Origin of the sequence: Dechloromonas sp. ZY10 (assembly GCF_041378895.1) — a bacterium.
GTDB classification, from domain to species: domain Bacteria; phylum Pseudomonadota; class Gammaproteobacteria; order Burkholderiales; family Rhodocyclaceae; genus Azonexus; species Azonexus aquae.
Genome location: NZ_CP144212.1, coordinates 2920614 through 2941324, shown reverse-complemented (window position 1 = coordinate 2941324; position 20711 = coordinate 2920614). Strand labels below are relative to the sequence as shown.

The 20711-nt window shown below is 60.6% G+C and carries 20 protein-coding genes; all 20 read left to right on the top strand.

The annotated features are described in order from the left end of the window. Positions 1-306: 306 nt before the first annotated feature. The 20 genes from VX159_RS13440 to VX159_RS13345 all read left to right on the top strand — a co-directional run bounded on the left by VX159_RS13440 (position 307) and on the right by VX159_RS13345 (position 20706). Positions 307-564, top strand: coding sequence for a chaperone NapD (locus tag VX159_RS13440; RefSeq protein WP_371323393.1), 258 nt, complete (start codon positions 307-309; stop codon positions 562-564). After that, positions 561-3074, top strand: a complete 2514-nt coding sequence (napA, locus tag VX159_RS13435; protein WP_371323392.1) for a nitrate reductase catalytic subunit NapA — start codon at positions 561-563, stop codon at positions 3072-3074. Before VX159_RS13440 ends, napA begins: the two co-directional genes overlap by 4 nt. An 83-nt stretch (positions 3075-3157) precedes the next feature. Beyond that, positions 3158-3595 carry a nitrate reductase cytochrome c-type subunit gene (locus VX159_RS13430; protein ID WP_371323391.1) on the top strand — a complete coding sequence of 146 codons (438 nt, stop codon included), beginning with the start codon at positions 3158-3160 and terminating at the stop codon, positions 3593-3595. 9 nt (positions 3596-3604) lie between these two features. Then, positions 3605-4234, top strand: a complete 630-nt coding sequence (locus VX159_RS13425; protein WP_371325528.1) for a NapC/NirT family cytochrome c — start codon at positions 3605-3607, stop codon at positions 4232-4234. A gap of 204 nt (positions 4235-4438) precedes the next feature. Beyond that, on the top strand, positions 4439-4738 hold the full coding sequence (locus VX159_RS13420; RefSeq protein ID WP_371323390.1) for an HU family DNA-binding protein: 300 nt from the start codon (positions 4439-4441) through the stop codon (positions 4736-4738). Positions 4739-4794: 56 nt separating this feature from the next. Next, positions 4795-5214 carry a hypothetical protein gene (locus VX159_RS13415; RefSeq protein WP_371323389.1) on the top strand — a complete coding sequence of 140 codons (420 nt, stop codon included), beginning with the start codon at positions 4795-4797 and terminating at the stop codon, positions 5212-5214. 80 nt (positions 5215-5294) lie between these two features. Then, a complete protein-coding gene (locus VX159_RS13410) occupies positions 5295-6458 on the top strand; it encodes a UbiH/UbiF family hydroxylase (RefSeq protein WP_371323388.1) in 1164 nt (387 codons plus the stop codon). Positions 6459-6475: 17 nt separating this feature from the next. Continuing rightward, positions 6476-7180: a DsbC family protein gene (locus tag VX159_RS13405; protein ID WP_371323387.1), complete on the top strand. Its 705-nt coding sequence runs from the start codon at positions 6476-6478 to the stop codon at positions 7178-7180. A 285-nt stretch (positions 7181-7465) separates the two neighbouring features. After that, positions 7466-7912 (top strand): division/cell wall cluster transcriptional repressor MraZ, encoded by a 447-nt coding sequence (gene mraZ / locus VX159_RS13400; RefSeq protein ID WP_371323386.1) that lies wholly within the window; start codon positions 7466-7468, stop codon positions 7910-7912. Then, complete coding sequence (gene rsmH, locus VX159_RS13395) at positions 7912-8835, top strand: 16S rRNA (cytosine(1402)-N(4))-methyltransferase RsmH (protein ID WP_371323385.1); 924 nt, start codon at positions 7912-7914, stop codon at positions 8833-8835. Before mraZ ends, rsmH begins: the two co-directional genes overlap by 1 nt. After that, positions 8835-9128, top strand: coding sequence for a cell division protein FtsL (gene ftsL, locus VX159_RS13390; protein WP_371323384.1), 294 nt, complete (start codon positions 8835-8837; stop codon positions 9126-9128). The genes rsmH and ftsL overlap by 1 nt, the downstream gene beginning before the upstream one ends. After that, positions 9125-10867 (top strand): peptidoglycan D,D-transpeptidase FtsI family protein, encoded by a 1743-nt coding sequence (locus VX159_RS13385; protein ID WP_371323383.1) that lies wholly within the window; start codon positions 9125-9127, stop codon positions 10865-10867. Before ftsL ends, VX159_RS13385 begins: the two co-directional genes overlap by 4 nt. An 11-nt stretch (positions 10868-10878) precedes the next feature. Then, complete coding sequence (locus VX159_RS13380; RefSeq protein ID WP_371323382.1) at positions 10879-12351, top strand: UDP-N-acetylmuramoyl-L-alanyl-D-glutamate--2,6-diaminopimelate ligase; 1473 nt, start codon at positions 10879-10881, stop codon at positions 12349-12351. Then, the gene (murF, locus tag VX159_RS13375) at positions 12348-13730 is read left to right on the top strand and encodes a UDP-N-acetylmuramoyl-tripeptide--D-alanyl-D-alanine ligase (RefSeq protein WP_371323381.1); all 1383 of its coding nucleotides are present in this window, start codon (positions 12348-12350) and stop codon (positions 13728-13730) included. The genes VX159_RS13380 and murF overlap by 4 nt, the downstream gene beginning before the upstream one ends. 16 nt (positions 13731-13746) lie before the next feature. After that, a complete protein-coding gene (mraY, locus tag VX159_RS13370) occupies positions 13747-14850 on the top strand; it encodes a phospho-N-acetylmuramoyl-pentapeptide-transferase (RefSeq protein WP_371323380.1) in 1104 nt (367 codons plus the stop codon). Between the two features lies 1 nt (position 14851). Further along, positions 14852-16204, top strand: coding sequence for a UDP-N-acetylmuramoyl-L-alanine--D-glutamate ligase (murD, locus tag VX159_RS13365; RefSeq protein ID WP_371323379.1), 1353 nt, complete (start codon positions 14852-14854; stop codon positions 16202-16204). Beyond that, entirely contained in the window at positions 16198-17361 is a 1164-nt protein-coding gene (ftsW, locus tag VX159_RS13360) for a putative lipid II flippase FtsW (protein ID WP_371323378.1), read from the top strand. Before murD ends, ftsW begins: the two co-directional genes overlap by 7 nt. Continuing rightward, on the top strand, positions 17358-18416 hold the full coding sequence (gene murG, locus VX159_RS13355; RefSeq protein WP_371323377.1) for an undecaprenyldiphospho-muramoylpentapeptide beta-N-acetylglucosaminyltransferase: 1059 nt from the start codon (positions 17358-17360) through the stop codon (positions 18414-18416). The genes ftsW and murG overlap by 4 nt, the downstream gene beginning before the upstream one ends. Further along, the gene (gene murC, locus VX159_RS13350) at positions 18413-19804 is read left to right on the top strand and encodes a UDP-N-acetylmuramate--L-alanine ligase (protein ID WP_371323376.1); all 1392 of its coding nucleotides are present in this window, start codon (positions 18413-18415) and stop codon (positions 19802-19804) included. Before murG ends, murC begins: the two co-directional genes overlap by 4 nt. Continuing rightward, entirely contained in the window at positions 19801-20706 is a 906-nt protein-coding gene (locus VX159_RS13345) for a D-alanine--D-alanine ligase (protein WP_371323375.1), read from the top strand. Before murC ends, VX159_RS13345 begins: the two co-directional genes overlap by 4 nt. Positions 20707-20711: the final 5 nt, after the last annotated feature.

Here is a 20711-nt window from a genome sequence, read left to right as displayed (position 1 = left end):
TGAGAGGTGGGTTGTTGTTGAACACGGATGCATCTTAGGAAAGCTCCGGCCGGCAAGCCAATTGATTGCATCAATCTGCCGGATATTGAATCCCTATCGCCCGGCGGGATATTGCTCCGCGCAGCCGGGGCGGCAGCGTTGGTGGAAACTTAGTTATAAAGAACTAGACTGTTTTAGTCCTTACGGAGCGAAGGGCTTCTTACTGCAGTATGTAGTTGACTCATATCAAGTAAAAAGGCCGGTCGAGCGTGAAGACTGCGCCCCGAGGCCGTGTCTGGACGGCCGTTTTCTGGAGGTTATCGCCGGATGAACATATCCAGCGTCATATTGCATGTCGTGCCCGAGCGCCTGGAAGAGGCGTGCGCGGTGCTGGCCGGAATGCCGGGAGTGGAGATTCACGCCCGGAGCCCGGAAGGCAAGGTCGTGGTGACCGTCGAAGACAGCGATACCAATTCGGCTGCGGATTCCTACGTGGCTTTGCATGGCATTCCCGGCGTCGCATCGGTGGCCATGGTTTATCAATACAGCGACGATGTCATGGATTCCCAGGAGGTGGAGGCGTGAAACTCAATCGACGTGATTTCATCAAGGCCAATGCAGCAGCAGCGGCCATTTCGGCAGCCGGCATGACGGCGCCGACCGCTGCCGTCGCGGCAGGTAAGGACGAGATTCGCTGGGACAAGGCGCCCTGTCGTTTCTGCGGCACCGGTTGTTCGGTGCTGGTCGGTACCCAGGACGGGCGCGTCGTCGCTACCCAGGGCGACCCGGATGCGCCGGTTAATCGCGGCCTGAACTGCATCAAGGGCTATTTCCTGTCGAAGATCATGTACGGCACGGATCGCCTGAAGACGCCGATGCTGCGGATGAAGGACGGCAAGTACGACAAGAACGGCGATTTCGCCCCGATCACCTGGAAACAGGCCTTCGACATCATGGAGGAGAAAGTCCGGGCAACGCTGAAGACCAAGGGCCCCAATGGTCTGGCAATGTTCGGCTCCGGTCAGTGGACGATCTGGGAAGGTTATGCCGCCTCCAAGCTGTGGAAGGCCGGTTTCCGCACCAATAATCTGGACCCTAACGCCCGTCACTGCATGGCCTCCGCCGTAGCCGGTTTCATGCGCACCTTCGGGATCGACGAGCCGATGGGCTGCTACGATGACATCGAGCATGCCGACGCCTTCTTCCTGTGGGGCTCGAACATGGCCGAGATGCACCCCATCCTGTGGACCCGCATCACCGACCGCAAGCTGTCGAACAAGCACGTCAAGGTCGGCGTGTTGTCTACCTTCGAACACCGCTCGTTCGAACTGGCCGACATCCCGATGGTGTTCAAGCCGAACACCGATCTGGCGATCCTCAACTTCATCTGCCATCACATCATTTCGACCGGCAAGGTGAACCAGGACTTCGTCAGCAAGCACGTCAAGTTCAAGAAGGGCGAAACCGACATCGGTTTTGGTCTGCGCCCGAATCACGATCTGGAAAAGAAGGCCAGCAACAACGGCTATCCGGGCGAAGACGGCAAGCCGAAGGGCAACCCGGCCAAGGCGGATGACATCAGCTTTGACGATTTCAAGAAGTTCGTCTCCGAGTACACCGCCGAAAAGACTTCGAAGATTTCCGGGGTGCCGGTCAAGGATCTGGTCGCGATGGCCGAGCTCTATGCCGATCCGAAGACCAAGGTGATGTCGTTCTGGACCATGGGTTTCAACCAGCATACGCGCGGCACCTGGGTCAATAACATGATCTACAACGTGCACCTGCTGGTCGGCAAGATCTCCGAGCCGGGCAACAGCCCGTTCTCGCTGACCGGTCAGCCGTCCGCCTGCGGCACGGCGCGCGAAGTCGGGACTTTCGCCCATCGCCTGCCGGCCGACATGCTGGTGACCAACCCGGATCACCGCAAGCACACCGAAGAAATCTGGCAATTGCCGGAAGGCACCATCCCCGACAAGATCGGTCTCCACGCCGTGGCCATGGCCCGTGCCCTCAAGGACGGCAAGATCGGTTTCTACTGGCAGCAGTGCAACAACAACATGCAAGCCGGTCCGAACATCAACGGCGAACTGTATCCGGGTTGGCGCAACCCGGAGGTCTTCGCCGTCGTTTCCGATCCCTACCCGACGGTTTCGGCCATGGCGGCCGATCTGATCCTGCCGACCGCCATGTGGGTCGAAAAGGAAGGTGCTTACGGCAATGCCGAACGGCGTACCCAGTTCTGGCGCCAGCAGGTCAAGGCACCGGGCGAATCCCGCTCCGACGTCTGGCAGGTGATGGAATTCTCCAAGCGCTTCAAGGTCGAGGATGTCTGGCCGGCCGATCTGATCGCCAAGGCACCGAAGCTGAAGGGCAAGACCCTGTTCGACGTGCTCTACGCCAACGGCGTGGTCAACAAGTACAAGCTGAACGAGCTCCAGGCCGGGCACGAGAACGACGATTCGAAACTGCTGGGTTTCTACATCCAGAAAGGCTTGTTCGAAGAATATGCCCAGTTCGGTCGCGGTCACGGTCACGATCTGGCCTCGTTCGAGACCTATCACAAGGCACGCGGCCTGCGCTGGCCGGTGGTCGAGGGCAAGGAAACCCTGTGGCGTTTCCGTGAGGGCTACGATCCGTACGTCAAGAAAGGCGACGGTGTGAAGTTCTATGGCCACAAGGATGGCAAGGCAGTAATTTTTGCGCTGCCCTACCAGGATCCTCCCGAAATGCCGGACAAGGAATTCGACCTCTGGTTGTGTACTGGCCGCGTGCTTGAGCATTGGCACACCGGTACGATGACCCGCCGGGTTCCCGAACTGTACAAGTCCTTCCCGGACGCCGTGCTGTTCATGCACCCGGAGGATGCCAAGGCGCGCGGCTTGCAGCGCGGCATGGAGGTCAAGATCGCTTCCCGGCGCGGTGAGATTCAGCTGCGCGTGGAAACTCGCGGCCGCAACAAGCCGCCGCGTGGCTTGGTGTTCGTGCCCTTCTTCGATGCCGGCCGCCTGATCAACAAGCTGACGCTCGACGCGACTTGCCCGATTTCCAAGGAAACCGATTACAAGAAGTGCGCGGTCAAGGTGACCAAGGCTTGAGATAGCGGTTTGTCACGGTCAACCACACAAATGAACGAAAAAGCGGCCGGAGTGTTCCGGCCGTTCATCGGAGGTAAAAAACCATGAGATTGATCCCTGCTCTGGCGCTGGCCGCAACCGTTCTGTTTTCGGGAACGGGTTTGGTCAGTGCGCAGGAAAAGCTGCTGTCCGAGCGTGGCGACGTGTCCATCGATCAGACTTCGAAGGTCGATATGTTCCGTCCCGAGAAAGACAAGGAAAACATTCCCCGCAACTTTCAGAAGCAGCCGCCGCTGATTCCGCATAGCGTCAAGGGCTATGTCGTGACCCAGAACTTTAACAAGTGCATGGACTGTCACTCCAAGGAGCGGGCGGAAGAGACTGGTGCCACCAAGGTTGCCAAGTCCCACTATCTGGATCGCGAAGACAAGAAGCTGCAGACGATTTCGCCGCGCCGCTATTTCTGCATGCAGTGCCACGTGCCGCAGTTCGACGCCAAACCGCTGGTCGAGAACAATTACAAACCTGCCGCCAAGAATTAAGGGGGAATGATGAATCTCGAAAAATGCATGCCCGGCTGGTTGAAGCGCATCGGCCTGACCTCGGCCCTGCTGCTCTTCGTTGCTGGTATTGTTTTCTGGGGGGGCTTCAACTGGGCGCTCGAAGCGACCAACAAGGAGTCGTTCTGTATCTCTTGTCATGAGATGGAAGAGAATGTGTTCAAGGAATATCAGAACACCATTCACTACACCAACCGGACCGGTGTTCGCGCCACCTGCCCGGATTGCCATGTGCCGAAGGAGTGGGGCCCGAAGATGATCCGCAAGATCCAGGCTTCGAACGAGGTCTGGCACAAGCTGCTGGGTAGTGTCGATACGCCCGAGAAGTTCAACGCCAAGCGCGGTCAGCTCGCCCAGAACGAGTGGAACCGGATGAAGAAGAATGACTCGCAGGAGTGCCGCAACTGCCACAATTATTCCTACATGGATTACACCGAGCAGGGGCCGCGCGCATCGCGTACTCATCCCAAGGCGTTCGACGAAGGCAAGACCTGTATCGACTGCCACAAGGGGATTGCTCACCAGTTGCCGCGTCTGGATCAGCATATCGGCAAGCAGAATGAAGGCGCGCCTGAGTTGTCGCACGGCGAAAAGCCGGCTGAGGCAGCCGACAAGAAGTAATCGACGCCGTTGTCAGAAATCAACCCCGGTGCCTTGCCGGGGTTGTTTTTTGCACAAAGGGGACGATAATTGCCGGAAAGCCGCGTGGGTGCTGGAAATTTGGCGCTTGTCCCGACACTTGTTTGGCAAGGTATGCTACTTTTAAGGCACTGCCGTGCCCACGGCCAGTTTTCTTCAATTGAATGAGTAACAGGAGGCACTTAGATGAACAAATCCGAGCTGGTCGAAGTTGCTGCAAAAGAAGCTGGTATCACCAAGGCAGCTGCCGAAAAAGCACTGTCCGCCATTCTCGGTGCGGTAGTCGATGCCGTGGCCAAGGGCGATTCCGTCACCCTGGTCGGTTTCGGTACCTTCAAGTCGGCCAAGCGCGCTGCGCGTACCGGCAAGAATCCGAAGACGGGCGCTGCATTGAAAATCCCCGAGACCGTGGTCCCCAAGTTTTCCCCGGGCAGCGGCTTCAAGGCGGCAGTGGCGCCGAAAAAGCCCGCTGCAAAGAAAAAGTAATCCGCTCCAAACCGTGACGAGCTTTGCGTAACGCAAAGCTCGTCCGCTGACACACAATGACCAATCAGAATCCCGAAAACGCTGTTGAACCGCAGGTCCAGGAAGAGCCGCAACAGGCTGCTCCGGTGGCGGCTTTTCAACCCAATGATGCGCGCCGCCGCTTGCGCGAGTTGCTCTCCGTGCCCGAGCGCGAAAGAACGGACGAGCAGTGGGATGAGATTATCGAACTTGAAATCCAGTTGGCTCCCGGTAATCGCATCGCTCCTAACGAATCTCTCGGTGGCTTGCCATCGGCAGGTGGCGGGGGGCGTGGCAACAAGCCCCAGCGTAGCAAGCCCGGCGGTGGCGGCGGCCAGCAAAAGAATCATCAGGGGCAGGGCCAGAATCAGAATCAGAATCGCCCGCGTGGAGGCGGTAATAATCGCCGTCCGCGCCAGAACAAGACGCCGGCCGGTGGCGGCGGGTCTGCCGCTTGATCGGTTTGCCGGTTGGCTGTGGCAGGCCGGCGCCGACTTGATTTCTCTTTGCCGTACGGCCGTGTGGCGGCCCTTATTGCATGCAGCACTTTGATCTTGTAATCGTTGGCGGTGGCTTGGCCGGCGCCAGTCTCGCGGCCGCCCTGCGCGATTCCCGTCTGAAAATTGCCCTGGTTGAGGGAATGCCTCCGCGCCGGCCAGAAGGCTGGGACGCCCGGGTGTATGCAGTGAGTCCGGCTAATGCCGAGTTTCTGGAACGGATCGGTGTCTGGAAGCATCTGGAGGCAAGCCGGATGGAGCCGATTCGTGCCATGGAGGTACGTGGCGATCAAGGAGCTCGCCTGCAATTCTCATCTTTCGCGGCCGGTGTGCCGGAGTTGGGCTGGATTCTTGAGTCTTCTCTGGTCAGTTGTGAGTTGTGGGAAAACGTCAAGCGGCAGGCGAATATCGAATTGTTTTCACCGGCCCGGCCAACTGCGTTGGAAATTCGTCACGACGCTGCCTGCTTGTTTCTTGAAGATGGCCGGGCGCTATCCGGACGCTTGCTGGTCGCAGCCGATGGCCGCGATTCGTGGGTTCGCGAGACGGCCGGTTTGTCCGCTCGGAACAGCCATTACCGTGAAAAGGGCGTGGTTGCCAATTTTGCGTGCACCAAACCACATCGTGGCGTCGCCTGGCAATGGTTCGGGCAGGATGAAGTCCTGGCTTATCTGCCGCTGCCTGGGCAGCGGATGTCGATGGTCTGGTCTTTGCCTGATGCACGGGCTGATGCGTTGTGTGCTCTGGCTCCGGCTGACCTGGCTGAACGTGTGGCAGCGGCTGGAGGCGGTGTGTTCGGGGCGCTGGAAACGATCACCCCGGCTGCGGCCTTTCCGCTGCGCCTGATGCGGGTGCCGCAAACCGTAGCTCCGCGTCTGGCCTTGGTTGGCGATGCGGCGCATGGCATTCATCCCTTGTCCGGGCATGGAATCAACCTGGGCTTCCAGGATGCTGCCGAGTTGGCGGCTCTGCTGGGCAGGGCTCAGCCGTGGCAGGATATTGGGGATATGCACTTTCTTGAACGCTACCAACGGGCTCGGCGTGAGGAAACCGTGTTGCTGCAGGGGGCTACCGATGCCTTGCGGCGCTTATTCCGGGTCGAGGCGCCGCCGGTTGCCTGGTTGCGTAATGCTGGCTTAGGGCTGACGGAACGCCTGCCGGTGCTCAAGAATGCCTTGATTCGTTATGCTCTTGGACGCATCTGACATTGATAGGAGAAAAGATGCTGCAGAAATTGTTGTCGTTGGTCTTGTGTGCTGCCACCGTTTTGCCGGTGCATGCGGACGAGGCTGAAATCCGCAAGACCATCGAAGCCAAGTTCGGCGGCAAGGTCGAGAGCGTTGCGAAGTCCGGTTACCTGGGGCTCTATGAGGTATTTGCCGAAGGCAGCATTTTCTACACTGACGACAAGGCGAGCGCGATCATCGCCGGTGGTCAGTTGATTGACACCAAGACGATGAAAAACGTGACTGACGAGCGGATGCGCAAGCTGACTGCGATCCGTTTTTCCGATCTGCCGCTGGAGCGAGCAATCAAGCAGGTGCGAGGAGATGGGAAGAGGGTTCTGGCGACCTTTGAAGATCCTAATTGTGGCTACTGCAAACGCCTCGCCCGCGATTTGCTGAAGCTGGACAATGTCACGGTCTACACCTTCTTGTATCCGATCTTGTCGGAGGACTCGGTGAAGAAGTCGCGTCAGATCTGGTGTGCTGCAGATCGCTCGAAAGCCTGGAATGATTGGATGGTCGAAGGCAAGGCCCCGAGCGGTCGTGACGACTGCGATACTGCGGCCATTGCCAAGAATCAGGAGTTTGGACGCAAGCTCAATATCAGCGGTACTCCGACGATGTTCTTCGCCGATGGCGAACGGGTTCCCGGAGCAATGCCGTTGGCACGGATTGAGCAGAAGCTGACGCAGACCCGGTAAGCGTCTTTTTGCCGGAGATCAGGGAGCCCTGTGTGGCTCCCTTTTTTATTGCTGAAAATTGGGGCGGATATGGCGTCCGGGTGGCTCTCTTATCCTAACAAGTCACTTTAAGAGTCCTAAATTTCGCCATTGATTTTTAAAGATATTTTGCTTTGTAAAAGTCTGCAAAAGATGCTCTAAGTCCTTGTTGTTTAAGAAAAAAATCCGTTTTTCTATTGACGCTCCGCATTTGCTCCTCTAAAGTGGAGAAATGTGTTGAAAAGTGGGTAAACGGGGAAATTTTGGATGTTTGAGGGAGCTACGGCGCTCAGTCTGGATGCCAAGGGGCGGCTTGCCATACCGGCAAGGCACCGTGACGCCCTGGTTGCGGCCGGCGAGGGCTCCCTGGTGCTGACCGCGCATCCTCATCGCTGCCTGCTTCTCTACCCGGCGCCGGCCTGGCAGCCGATCCGGGATCAGATTCTCAAGGCATCCAGCCTGGATCCTCGGGCGGCGGCAATCAAACGGGTGATGGTTGGTAACGCGCGTACCGAAGAGCCGGATTCGGCAGGTCGCCTGCTGGTTGCTGCGGAGTTGCGCGAGTATGCGCAACTGGAAAAAACGGTCTATCTGGTTGGTATGGGCAGTCATTTCGAAATTTGGAGCGAGGCCGGCTGGAAACAGCAAAACGACCTTGCGGCCGAGGCCTTGAGCGGCGAGCTGCCGGCAGGGTTGATGGATCTGGTGTTGTGATGACGGAATTTGCCCACGTCACCGTGTTGCTTGAAGAGGCGGTGACTGCTCTCGCAGTCAGGCCGGATGGGGTCTATATCGACGCGACCTTTGGGCGCGGTGGTCACAGCAGGCGGATTCTGGCTGCACTTGGGCCGCGCGGGCGTTTGATTGCGCTGGATCGTGATCCCCTCGCGATTGCGGCTGGGCAGACTCTTGCCGATCCGCGCTTTACGCTGGTGCACCGCGCTTTCGGGGAGCTTGCCTTGGCGGCAGCCGAGGCTGGCGTCGGCGCGGTCGATGGAATTTTGTTCGATGTCGGTGTTTCGTCGCCGCAGATCGACGATGGCAGTCGGGGCTTCAGCTTCCGGCACGATGCGCCGCTGGACATGCGCATGGATACAACGCAGGGCGAAACCGCTGCTGAATGGCTGGCGCGGGCTGAGATCAGGGAAATCACGGAGGTTATCAGGAATTATGGCGAAGAACGGTTTGCTTTCCAGATTGCAAAGAAGGTTGTGGCTGCTCGGCTCGAACAGCCAATTGTCACTACAGGCCAGTTCGCGGCCATCGTACGCGAGGCCGTGCGCACCCGTGAGCCAGGGCAGGACCCGGCGACGCGCAGCTTTCAAGCTTTACGGATTCACACCAATCAGGAGCTCCGCCAGCTGGAGGTAGCCTTGCCGCAGGCGCTCTCGTTGCTTAACCCGGGTGGGCGCCTGGCGGTGATTTCCTTTCATTCGCTGGAAGACCGGATCGTCAAGAATTTCATGCGCCAGCAGTCGACTGCGGATGCCCTGCCGAAAAATCTGCCGTTGCGGGCTGATCAGCTGCCGGCTGCGAAGATGCGCCTGATCGGCAAGGCAATCAAGGCCAGCGCGGCCGAGGTGGCGGCCAATCCGCGCTCGCGCAGTGCGGTGATGCGGGTGGCGGAGAAGGTCTGATGGTGCGCCTGAATATGCTCCTTCTTTTGCTTGTAGTGATTTGCGCGCTTGGCGTAATCACCTCGCAGCATCGGGCGCGCAAGCTCTTTCAGGCCCTTGAAGGAGAGCAGGAGCGGGCGCGGCAACTCGATGTCGAGTACGGTCAGTTGCAGCTTGAACTGTCGACGTGGGCGACCCATCCGCGGATCGAGCAGATTGCCCGCGAACGCTTGCATATGCTGGTCCCTGATCCGGTCGGGCGGCCGCTGGCGCCACGCACCGCACAGCCCAAGGGGCGGGAGGGCGGGCGATGACGCCCAAGCGGCGCGGTCACCGGTTCACCGAGAGCCCATTGCTCGAGCTGGCTTTGCAGGGCTGGCGTTCGCGGATGGTTGGCCTCCTGTTGATGGGGGCTTTTCTTGTTTTGGTGGCGCGTGGATTTTATCTGCAGGTAATCAACAACGATTTCCTGCAGGAAAAGGGAGATTCACGTTATCTGCGTGATATTGAAGTCTCGGCCTCCCGCGGCAAGATCACTGATCGCAACGGCGATCTGCTGGCGGTATCGACGCCGATGAAGTCGGTCTGGGCAATTCCTGCTGATGCCCGGGCGATGACGCAGCCGCAGAAACAGCAGCTGGCCGGGTTGCTCGAAATGAATGTGCGCGAGGTCGATTCACGCCTCGCCTCTGACAAGACTTTTGTTTTCGTCAAGCGCCAGGTGCCGCCCGAGACGGCCGACCGGGTGGCGGCGCTGAAGTTGCCGGGAGTGCATCAGGAGAAAGAGTATCGTCGTTATTACCCGACGGCCGACATGACTGCGCATATCGTCGGCTTTACCGGCGTGGACGACAAAGGTCTGGAAGGTGTTGAACTGGCCTTCCAGAACGCCTTGTTGGGACGTCCGGGGAGCCGTACCGTGATTCGCGACCGGCGCGGCAATATCGTCGAGGATGTCGGGGCGATGCGGCCGCCGCTGGACGGCAAGGAAATTCGCCTGGCGCTCGACTCGAAGATCCAGTACATCGCCTATAGCCAATTGAAGACTGCGATTGCCGAGCACAAGGCAAAAGCCGGGGGCGTGGTGGTGATTGATACCCGCAGCGGTGAAATTCTCGCGCTGGCCAACTGGCCGACCTACAACCCCAACAATCGGCAGAATCTCTCCGGAGCCCAGTTGCGCAACCGGGCCGTGACCGACACATTCGAGCCGGGGTCGACGATGAAGCCGTTTACGGCTGCGCTGGCGTTGGAAAAGGGCAAGTTCCGTTACGACACGGTGATCAATTGCGCACCGGGTAAAATGACCATCGGCACGGCAACGATTTCGGATTCTCATCCGCACGGGGCGTTGACCGTGGCACAGGTGATTCAGAAGTCATCGAACATTGGTGCCAGCAAAATGGCTCTCTCTTTCCCGCCCAAGGAAATGTGGGAAATGTTCGATGCGCTCGGCTTCGGCCAGCTGCCGCAATTAGGCTTCCCCGGCGAGGTGACCGGCCGTTTGCGCCCCTGGAAAAATTGGCGGCCGATCGAGCAGGCAACGATGTCCTACGGGCACGGCATCTCGACCAGCCTGATCCAGATGGCGCGGGCTTATACCGTGTTTGCCCGCGATGGCGATCTGATTCCGCTGTCGCTGCTGCGCACCAATGAGCCACGGGTGCATGGCGCTCAGGTGTTTTCGGCGCAGACTGCGCGTGAAGTACGGGCCATGCTCGAATTGGCGGCCGGGCCCGAGGGGACTGCGCCCAAGGCACGGGTTCCCGGCTACCGGATCGGTGGCAAGACCGGCACGGCGCATAAGCTGGAGGCCGGAAATTATGCCAATAAATACGTTGCCTCCTTTGTCGGGATCGGGCCGATATCCGATCCTCGGCTGGTTGTTGCGGTCATGATTGATGAGCCTTCGGCTGGTCGCCACTACGGTGGCGACGTAGCCGGGCCGGTTTTTTCGCAGGTGATGGGTGCTTCGTTGCGTACGCTGGGCGTGGTTCCCGATGCCCCGGTGCAGCAGATGGCCGACGCCGGCGTCAGGGCGGGGGCCTTGTAATGGAGCAAGCAGTGATCATACAAAACCTCCTCGCCCAACTCGCCGCACTCGGCGTGAATCCGACTGGCGTGGCCGATGACAGCCGCCAGGTGCGGCCGGGCGATCTGTTTCTTGCCTATCCGGGGGCTTTGACCGATGGTCGTCGTTTCATCGCCGATGCCGTGGCGCGGGGAGCACTGGCCGTTCTTTGGCAACCCGGCGGGGATTTTGCCTGGAATCCGGCGTTGACCGTAAAAGCGATTCCGGTTGAGGGCTTGCGTGCGCTTGCGGGGCCTCTGGCGCATGCAGTCTATGGCCATCCTTCGGAAGGATTGTCGCTGATTGCGATTACCGGAACCAATGGCAAAACCACGGTCAGCCAGTGTCTGGCGCGTGCTTATGCCAAGCCCTGTGCCGTGATCGGCACCCTCGGCGTCGGTTTTCCCGGCGAACTGCAGGACACCGGATTCACCACGCCCGAGGCGACAACCCTGATGCGCTGCCTGGCTGAGTTCAGAACTGCCCGGGCGGCAGCCTGTGCACTGGAGGCGAGCTCGATCGGCATCGAGGAAGGGCGGATGAGCGGGGCGCGCCTGGATGTCGCGGTGTTTACCAACTTTACCCGCGATCACCTCGACTATCACGGGACCATGGCCGCTTATGCGGCAGCCAAGAAAAAGTTGTTTGCCTGGCCCCGGCTGCGCACGGCCGTGGTCAATCTCGATGACGAGATCGGGCGGCAGATTGCCCGCGAGACCTCGGCCACTCGTCTGCTTGGCTATGCAATTGACTATCAGGAGCGCGATCTTCAGGTTCTGGTTCGTGCCGAAAGCCTGAATGAAACCCCGCTCGGCCAGGAATTCACTCTGGTGCTGCCGAACGGGCGGGCGCCAGTGGTCACGGGCCTGCTTGGCAAGTACAACGTAGCCAATCTGCTGGCGGTGGCAGCAGTCCTCTACGATGCGGGGCTGGCAGCCGGCGAAATCGCCCGCCGTCTGGGAGAGCTGACGCCGCCGCCCGGGCGGATGCAGCGCCTGGGCGGTAGCAACGAGCCATTGGTGGTGGTCGATTATGCACATACCCCGGATGCGCTCGAAAACGCCTTGCAGGCCCTGCGCCCTGTTGCGCAAGCGCGGGCAGGCCGGTTGGCGGTGGTTTTTGGCTGCGGCGGTGATCGTGACCGGGGCAAGCGACCGCAAATGGGGGCGCTTGCCGAGCGGTTGGCCGACCGCGTGCTGCTGACCAGCGACAATCCGCGTAGCGAGGACCCGGCCGCGATCATTGGTGAAATTGCTGCGGGCATGGTGCATGCCGAGAGCGAGACAGATCGGCATCAGGCAATCTTGCGGGCGGTAGCCGAGGCTGGTCCGGCCGATGTGATTTTGCTGGCAGGCAAAGGGCATGAGGATTATCAGGAGTGTGCCGGAGTGCGTCAGCATTTTTCCGATCTTGAAGAGGCTGCGGCAGCACTGGCGCAACGGCGGGCAATGGAGGCGACGGCATGATCGAATGGATGCTGGCACGAGTCGCCGAGGCCGTTGGCGGGCGTTTGCTCGGCGACGATGTGATGGTGCATGGCGTGTCTTCGGATACGCGGGCAATCGCTCCGGGGCAGTTGTTCGTTGCGCTGCGGGGCGAGCGCTTCGATGCTCACGATTTCATTGTCCAGGCGCTAGCGGACGGAGCGGCTGCTGCCCTGGTAGCCGATCCATCTGGCTTGCCGCAAGGGGTGGCGGCAGTGCTGGTCGACGATACCCGGCTGGCGCTCGGCCGGCTGGCGGCCGCCTGGCGGCAGGAATTCGCGCTGCCAGTGATCGCAGTAACCGGCTCGAACGGCAAAACGACCACCAAGGAAATGATCGCGGCTATTCTGCAGGCGCAATTCGGCGACGCCGTGCTGGCCACTCGCGGTAACCTCAACAACGATATCGGCCTGCCACTGACCTTGCTCGGTCTGGGGGCCGCTCATCGGGCCGCAGTGATCGAGATGGGGATGAACCACCCGGGTGAAATCGCCTACCTGACGCGGATTGGATGTCCGACGGTTGCCTTGGTGAATAACGCGCAGCGCGCTCATCTGGAAGGGATGGGTGATCTCGACGAAGTGGCACGCGAAAAAGGCAGCATTTTCGAGGGGCTGGGCGTGGATGGCATTGCGGTGATTAATGCCGACGATGCCTACGCCGATTACTGGCTGGCTGCGCAGCACGCAGCTGGGCATCGGGTGCGGACTTTTGGCCTGGATCGGCCGGCCGACGTGCAAGTTGCCGCCCGCGCCCATGGCTTGGCGATGGTGCTTGAACTGTCGGCGCCGGAAGGTGCAGCACAGATTACATTGCGGGCGCCGGGGCGCCATAACGCACGCAATGCCGCTGCCGCCGCCGCAGCCTGTCTGGCCGCCGGGATTCCGCTGGCGGCTGTGGTCGCCGGGCTGAATGCCTTTGCTGGCGTGGCCGGGCGCTTGCAACAGCGGACCGGGCGGCAGGGGGCGGCGATTCTCGACGATACCTACAATGCCAACCCGGATTCGGTGCGGGCCGGTATTGATGTCCTGGCTTCGACCATCGGCCACAAGATCCTGATCCTGGGCGACATGGGCGAAATTGGCGAGGCCAGTGGCCAGTACCACGACGAAATCGGTGGCTACGCCAAAAGCCAGGGCATCGACCGTCTTTACGCGCTGGGTGAGGCCAGCAAGCAGGCCGTGCGCAACTTCGGTGAGGGGGCACGGCATTTCGCGGACCCCGACAAGCTGATTGCCACGGTCGACAAGGAATTGGGCCCGGAAACCACGGTTCTGATCAAGGGCTCGCGCTTCATGCGGATGGAGCGCGTAGCCAATGCCCTGGCCACCGATACGGTGGCGGGAAAGGAAACACACTGATGCTGGAGATTGTTTAATGCTGCTCGCGCTGGCCCAATGGCTTGCCCAGGACGTTCGCCTGTTCAACGTCTTTAACTACATCACCTTGCGCACCGTGCTGGCCGCAATGACGGCCCTGCTGATTTCATTTGTCGCCGGTCCGCGCGTGATCCGCTGGCTGGCGGCCAAGAAAATCGGTCAGGCAGTGCGCACCGACGGTCCGCAAACGCACCTGGTCAAGTCCGGCACGCCAACCATGGGCGGCGTGCTGATCCTGATTGCGATCGGTGTCACCACCCTGCTGTGGGGCGATTTGAGCAACAAGTACGTGTGGACCGTGTTGGTCGTCACTCTCGGTTACGGCATCGTCGGCTGGTACGACGACTGGAAGAAGGTGGTCTATCGCAACCCGGCCGGCCTCTCGGCCAAGTGGAAGTATTTCTGGCAGTCGGTGCTGGGCATCGGCGCCGCGCTGTTCCTCGCCTATTCGGCCAAGTCGCCGGCGCAGACCGAACTGATCGTCCCCTTCTTCAAGAGCGTGGCCTATCCGCTGGGCGTGGTCGGCTTCATCGTGCTGACTTATTTCGTGATTGTCGGTACCAGCAACGCGGTCAACCTGACCGACGGTCTCGACGGTCTGGCAATCATGCCGACGGTGATGATCGCCGGTGCCTTTGCGATTTTTGCCTACGTCACCGGCCACGCGGTGTACGCCAAGTACCTGCTGATTCCCTACGTGCCGGGGGCTGGCGAGTTGTGCATCCTGCTCGGCGCGATCGCCGGGGCCGGGCTGGGTTTCCTGTGGTTCAACGCCTATCCGGCAGAAGTCTTCATGGGCGACGTCGGCGCGCTGGCGCTCGGCGCAGCCCTGGGGACCGTCGCCGTGATCATTCGCCAGGAAATCGTGCTGGTGATCATGGGCGGGGTCTTCGTGGTCGAAACCCTGTCGGTGATGCTGCAGGTCAGTTGGTTCAAATACACCAAGAAAAAATACGGCGAGGGCCGGCGCATCCTGCGCATGGCACCGCTGCACCACCATTTCGAGCAGACCGGCTGGAAGGAAACCCAGGTCGTCGTGCGCTTCTGGATCATCACCATCATGCTGGTGCTGGTCGGCTTGTCTACCTTGAAGCTGCGCTGAGATGAACTGGCAAGGCAAACGCATCCTGGTGATCGGGCTCGGTGAGTCCGGGTTGGCGATGGCCAAGTGGCTGACGCGCCAGGGCGCGTGCGTGCGCGTTGCCGATTCGCGGACGGCACCGCCGAATGTCGAGCAACTGCAAGCATTGGCGCCGCAGGCCGAATTGCTGACCGGCGAGTTCTCGCCGTCGACCTTTGCCGGCATCGACCTGATCGCGATTTCCCCCGGCGTCGCCAAGGAGATCCCGGCCATCGTCGCTTCCGGGCTGCCGCTGGTTTCCGAAATCGAACTGTTTGCCGCCGGGGTGCATGCCCTGCAATCGCCGGCGAAAATCCTGGCGATCACCGGCAGCAACGGAAAAACGACGACGACGGCGTTGACCGCATACCTGCTCAACGCCGCCGGCGTCAGCGCGGTCGCCTGCGGCAACATCTCCCCGTCGGCGCTGGATGCATTGATGGATGCCGAAGATGCCGGTCAGCTGCCGGAGGTCTGGGTACTCGAACTGTCCAGCTTCCAGCTGGAAACCACGCATCACCTGAATGCCCTGGCGGCGACGGTGCTCAACTTGTCGGAGGATCACCTTGATCGTTACGCGGGGAGCATGGCCAATTACGCCGCAGCCAAATCCCGGATATTCCAGGGACGCGGCGCGATGATCCTCAATCGGGACGACGACTGGTCGATCAGCAATGGCCGCTGCGGTCGCAAGATGATTACCTTTGGCCTTGGTCCGGCGCCGCGTGCGGTCGACTATGGTTACGCCGAGGGCGCTCTCTGGCGCGGCAAGGAAAAGCTGGTTGCTGTGGCCGAACTGCGCTTGAGCGGCCTGCATAACGCTGCCAATGCGATGGCGGCACTGGCCTTGTGCGAAGTCGCCGGGGTTCAGCCGCAGGCGCTGGTGGCGCCGCTCAAGGCCTTTCAAGGCCTGGCACATCGGGTTGAACTGGTGGCCGAGAAGCGGGGTGTGCGCTACATCGACGATTCGAAAGGGACCAATGTCGGGGCCACGTTGGCCGCAGTCGAGGGACTTGGTTGCAAGGTCGCCATCGTTCTCGGCGGCGACGGCAAGGGCCAGGATTTCTCACCGCTGAAGGCTGCCTTGATGGCGCACGGCCGGGCGGTGGCGCTGATTGGCCGCGATGCTGCACTGATCGAGGCGGCACTGGCCGGTTGCGATTTGCCGCTGCGGCGTTTTGCCGACATGGCCACGGCAGTACAGTGGCTGGCCGGGCAGGCGCAGGTCGGCGATGCGGTCCTGCTGTCGCCGGCGTGCGCCAGCCTGGACATGTACCGCAATTACGCTCATCGGGCTGCGGCCTTCATTGCTGCCGTCGAGGCCTTGCCATGCTGATTTCGGCACTTGATGCTCCCCGCCGCCAGCTTGCGGAAATCGATCATGCCTTGCTGTGGAGCATTCTCGCCCTGCTGTTTACCGGCTTGGTGATGGTTTATTCGGCGTCAATTGCCACCGCCGAGGGCGGTCGGTTCACCAATCATCAGCCAGCATATTTTCTGATCCGTCACGGAATTTTCCTGTGTGTCGGCCTGGTGGCGGCCGGCATCGCCTTTCAGGTACCACTCGGTTTCTGGCAGAAATATTCGCCGTGGCTGTTCATGCTTGGGGTAATCCTGCTGGCCGTCGTGCTGGTGCCTGGGATCGGCCGCGACGTGAACGGCGCTCGGCGCTGGTTGCCTCTGGGCTTCGCCAACCTGCAGCCTTCCGAGTTGATGAAGTTGTTTGCAGTGCTCTATGCCGCCGATTACACGGTACGCAAGATCAACGTGATGCACGATCTGAAGCAGGCTTTTCTGCCAATGTTCGGGGCGATGGCAGTGGTCGGGATGCTGTTGCTCAAGGAGCCTGACTTTGGCGCTTTCGTGGTGATCATTTCGATTGCGATGGCGATCCTCTTCCTTGGCGGGCTCAAGGCCCGGCTGTTTGCCCTGCTGATCGTCGGGCTGTTGATCGCCTTCACGATCATGATCATCGTCTCGCCTTACCGGCGCGACCGGGTTTTCGGCTTCATGGACCCGTGGGCGGATGCTTTCGGGCGCGGTTATCAGTTGTCGCACTCGCTGATTGCTTTCGGGCGTGGCGAACTGTTCGGCGTCGGGCTCGGTGCCAGCGTTGAAAAGCTGTTTTATTTGCCGGAGGCGCATACCGATTTCCTGCTGGCGGTGATCGCCGAGGAATTGGGCTTTGTCGGGGTGTTGACCGTGATTGCGTTGTTCGCACTGATCGTCCAGCGGGCTTTCGCCATCGGTCGCCTATGTGTCCAGCTTGACCGGTTGTATCCGGCCTTGGTGGCGATGGGTATCGGTGTCTGGATGGGCGTGCAGTCCTTCATCAACATGGGCGTGAACATGGGGCTGCTGCCGACCAAGGGGCTGACCTTGCCGCTGATGAGTTTCGGCGGTTCGGGGATCGTCGCCAACTGTACGGCGCTGGCGATCCTGCTGCGGATCGATTGGGAAAACCGGCAATTGATGCGAGGTGGAAAATTATGAGCAAGACCTTGCTGATCATGGCTGGGGGAACCGGTGGACATATCTTCCCGGCGCTGGCGGTGGCCGATTGTCTGCGTGCGGCCGGTTGGCGTGTGCTGTGGCTCGGTAATCCCGATGGGATGGAGGCGCGGCTGGTGCCTCAGCATGGATATGAATTGGTGCCGGTGCGTTTCTCGGCGCTGCGTGGCAAGGGCCTGTTGCGCAAACTGTTGCTGCCGGTGAATTTGCTGCGCGGTTTCTGGCAGGCCTGGCAGGCTCTGCGTCGGGTGCGTCCGAATGTGGTGCTCGGAATGGGGGGCTACATCACTTTCCCGGGGGGGATGATGGCCGCGTTGACCGGGATTCCGCTGGTCCTGCACGAGCAGAACTCGGTGCCGGGGCTGGCTAATCGCGTACTGGCAGCGGTCGCCGACCGGATTGTCACCGGTTTTCCCGAGGCCTTGCGCAAGGGCGAGTGGCTGGGTAATCCGGTGCGTCAGGAAATTGCCGCGCTATCGGCTCCGGCGGAGCGTTTCCACGAGCGGAGCGGCACGCTCCGGTTGTTGGTGATTGGCGGCAGTCTGGGCGCGCAGGCATTGAATGAGGTGATCCCGAAGGCCATGGGCCTGCTGGGGGCCGATGAACTGCCGCAAATCGTGCACCAGGCGGGCGAAAAACACATTGAGCAGTTGCAAGCTAATTATGCGGCGGTCGGCGTGCCGGCACACTGCGTTGCTTTCATCGACGACATGGCCGGTGCCTACGGCTGGGCCGATTTGGTGATTTGCCGGGCCGGAGCCTTGACTGTCGCCGAACTGGCAGTTGCCGGGGTGCCGGCAATTCTGGTGCCCTATCCGCATGCGGTGGATGACCATCAAACTGCGAATGCCCGTTTTCTGGTCAATGTCGGTGGAGCTTTCCTTTGTCCGCAAGGCGAATTGACGCCGGAGTCGGTGGCGCTGATCCGCAACTATTCACGCGGTCAACTGCTGGAAATGGCAGAAAAGGCCAGGGCGCTGGCGAAACCAGATGCGACGGCGGCGGTTGCGCAGCTTTGCGCGGAGATAGCGAAATGAAGCATAAAGTCAAAAACATCCATTTCGTCGGGGTGGGCGGTTCCGGTATGAGCGGTATCGCCGAAGTCCTGGCCAATCTCGGCTACGGCGTATCCGGCTCGGACCTGGCTGCCAGTGCCACCACCCGGAGGCTGCAGGACCAGGGCGTGCGGGTGGTGATCGGCCATGCCGCAGAAAACGTCGCAGCAGCCGATGCGGTGGTGATTTCGACGGCGGTCAAGGCCGATAACCCGGAAGTGCAGGCGGCGCGCGAGCGTCACATTCCGGTGGTGCCGCGCGCCCAGATGCTGGCCGAGTTGATGCGCCTGAAGCAGGGCATCGCCATTGCCGGCACGCACGGCAAGACGACGACGACCAGCCTGGTGACCAGCATCCTCGCCGAAGGCGGCGTCGATCCGACCTTCGTCATCGGCGGCCGGTTGAATGCAGCGGGCGCCAATGCTCGTCTGGGTAGCGGCGATTTTCTGGTCGCCGAGGCCGACGAATCAGATGCCTCCTTCCTTTACCTGTCGCCGGTAATCTCCGTCGTGACCAATATCGACGCCGATCACATGGAGACCTACGGCCACGATTTCGAGCGGCTCAAGGGGGCCTTTGTCGATTTCCTGAATCGCCTGCCGTTTTATGGCGTTGCGGTATTGTGCGGCGACGATGCCAATGTCCGCTCGATCATGCCCCAGGTGCCGAAGCAGATCGTGACCTACGGTTTTTCCTCATCCTGCAATTTTTACGCGGAAAATGTGGTCGCCGAGGATGGCCGGATGCGCTTCGATTGCGTCAGGGTCAACGGCAGTGTGTCGCGGTTGCCGATCGTGCTGAATTTGCCGGGGCGGCATAATGTGCTGAATGCCCTGGCAGCAATTGCCGTTGCCACCGAAGTGCAGGTTGACGATGCCGCAATCATCAAGGCGCTGGCCGAATTTAAGGGGGTTGGCCGGCGCTTCCAGCGCTACGGAGAAATTGCCACCCGCGATGGCGGCAAGGCGACTTTGATCGACGATTATGGGCATCACCCGGTTGAAATGGCCGCAACCTTGGCTGCTGCCCGCGGTGCTTTCCCGGGACGCAGGCTGGTGCTGGCTTTCCAGCCGCACCGGTATAGCCGGACGCGCGATTGCTTCGAAGATTTCGTCAAAGTGCTGTCTACGGTCGACACCTTATTGTTGGCGGAAATTTATGCTGCTGGCGAAACGCCGATTGTGGCAGCTGATGGCCGTGCTTTGGCACGATCCTTGCGTGTTGCCGGAAAGGTCGAGCCGGTCTTTGTTGAAGATATTGCGGCCATGCCGCAAACAATTCTGGATGTCGCCCGCGCGGGCGATGTGATTCTGACGATGGGCGCCGGCTCGATTGGTGGCGTGCCGGGCAAGCTGGTAGAAATGAAATGAGTGGTTTTGGCAAAGTCGCGGTCCTCTTCGGCGGTACCTCCGCCGAGCGCGAGGTGTCCCTGAATAGCGGGTCGCGGGTGCTCGCCGCCTTGTGTGGACAAGGAATCGATGCCCATGCCTTTGATCCGGCGGAGCAGCCGCTCGATGCGCTGAAGGGCTATGACCGGGCATTTGTCGCTTTGCATGGTCGCCATGGTGAAGATGGAACCATCCAGGGGGCGCTGGAGGTCATGCATATCCCTTACACCGGTTCCGGGGTTATGGCCTCCGCGCTGGGGATGGACAAATGGCGGACCAAACTGCTGTGGCAGGCTGCCGGGTTGCCCGTTCCGGAATACGAAATTTTGAGTGCCGACAGCGATTTTGCTGCAGTTGAAACGCATTTGGGCTTGCCACTGTTTGTCAAACCTGCGCATGAAGGCTCCTCGATCGGCATCAGCAAGGTCAAGCAGCCGGGCGGGGTCGAGGCGGCCTATCGCGAAGCTTCACGGCATGATGCGCTGGTGATTGCCGAACGCGGCATTCTGGGGGGGGAGTACACGGTCGGCATCGTCGGCGACGAAGCCTTGCCAATCGTCAAAATCGAGCCGGCAACCGAGTGGTACGACTATGAAGCCAAATATAACCGCGATGACACCCGCTATCTTTGCCCCTGCGGCTTGCCGCCTGAGCAGGAGGCAGAAATTCGCCGGCAGGCGCTGGCCGCATTTCGGGTCGTTGGAGCACGCGGTTGGGGGCGGGTCGATTTTCTGATGGACACCGAGGGGCGGCACTATTTCCTAGAAATCAATACGGCGCCTGGGATGACCGATCATTCCCTGGTACCGATGGCGGCTCGCGTGGCGGGCATGGACTATCCGGCGCTGGTGCGCCGGGTGCTCGAACTGGCCGCCAACGACTGAGGCGA

Coding starts and splice junctions, on each gene's coding strand:
- VX159_RS13440 (WP_371323393.1), top strand. CDS start 307: ATGAACATATCCAGCGTCATATTGCATGTCGTGCCCGAGCGCCTGGAA.
- VX159_RS13430 (WP_371323391.1), top strand. CDS start 3,158: ATGAGATTGATCCCTGCTCTGGCGCTGGCCGCAACCGTTCTGTTTTCG.
- VX159_RS13425 (WP_371325528.1), top strand. CDS start 3,605: ATGAATCTCGAAAAATGCATGCCCGGCTGGTTGAAGCGCATCGGCCTG.
- VX159_RS13420 (WP_371323390.1), top strand. CDS start 4,439: ATGAACAAATCCGAGCTGGTCGAAGTTGCTGCAAAAGAAGCTGGTATC.
- VX159_RS13415 (WP_371323389.1), top strand. CDS start 4,795: ATGACCAATCAGAATCCCGAAAACGCTGTTGAACCGCAGGTCCAGGAA.
- VX159_RS13410 (WP_371323388.1), top strand. CDS start 5,295: ATGCAGCACTTTGATCTTGTAATCGTTGGCGGTGGCTTGGCCGGCGCC.
- VX159_RS13405 (WP_371323387.1), top strand. CDS start 6,476: ATGCTGCAGAAATTGTTGTCGTTGGTCTTGTGTGCTGCCACCGTTTTG.
- mraZ (WP_371323386.1), top strand. CDS start 7,466: ATGTTTGAGGGAGCTACGGCGCTCAGTCTGGATGCCAAGGGGCGGCTT.
- rsmH (WP_371323385.1), top strand. CDS start 7,912: ATGACGGAATTTGCCCACGTCACCGTGTTGCTTGAAGAGGCGGTGACT.
- ftsL (WP_371323384.1), top strand. CDS start 8,835: ATGGTGCGCCTGAATATGCTCCTTCTTTTGCTTGTAGTGATTTGCGCG.
- VX159_RS13385 (WP_371323383.1), top strand. CDS start 9,125: ATGACGCCCAAGCGGCGCGGTCACCGGTTCACCGAGAGCCCATTGCTC.
- murF (WP_371323381.1), top strand. CDS start 12,348: ATGATCGAATGGATGCTGGCACGAGTCGCCGAGGCCGTTGGCGGGCGT.
- mraY (WP_371323380.1), top strand. CDS start 13,747: ATGCTGCTCGCGCTGGCCCAATGGCTTGCCCAGGACGTTCGCCTGTTC.
- murD (WP_371323379.1), top strand. CDS start 14,852: ATGAACTGGCAAGGCAAACGCATCCTGGTGATCGGGCTCGGTGAGTCC.
- ftsW (WP_371323378.1), top strand. CDS start 16,198: ATGCTGATTTCGGCACTTGATGCTCCCCGCCGCCAGCTTGCGGAAATC.
- murG (WP_371323377.1), top strand. CDS start 17,358: ATGAGCAAGACCTTGCTGATCATGGCTGGGGGAACCGGTGGACATATC.
- murC (WP_371323376.1), top strand. CDS start 18,413: ATGAAGCATAAAGTCAAAAACATCCATTTCGTCGGGGTGGGCGGTTCC.
- VX159_RS13345 (WP_371323375.1), top strand. CDS start 19,801: ATGAGTGGTTTTGGCAAAGTCGCGGTCCTCTTCGGCGGTACCTCCGCC.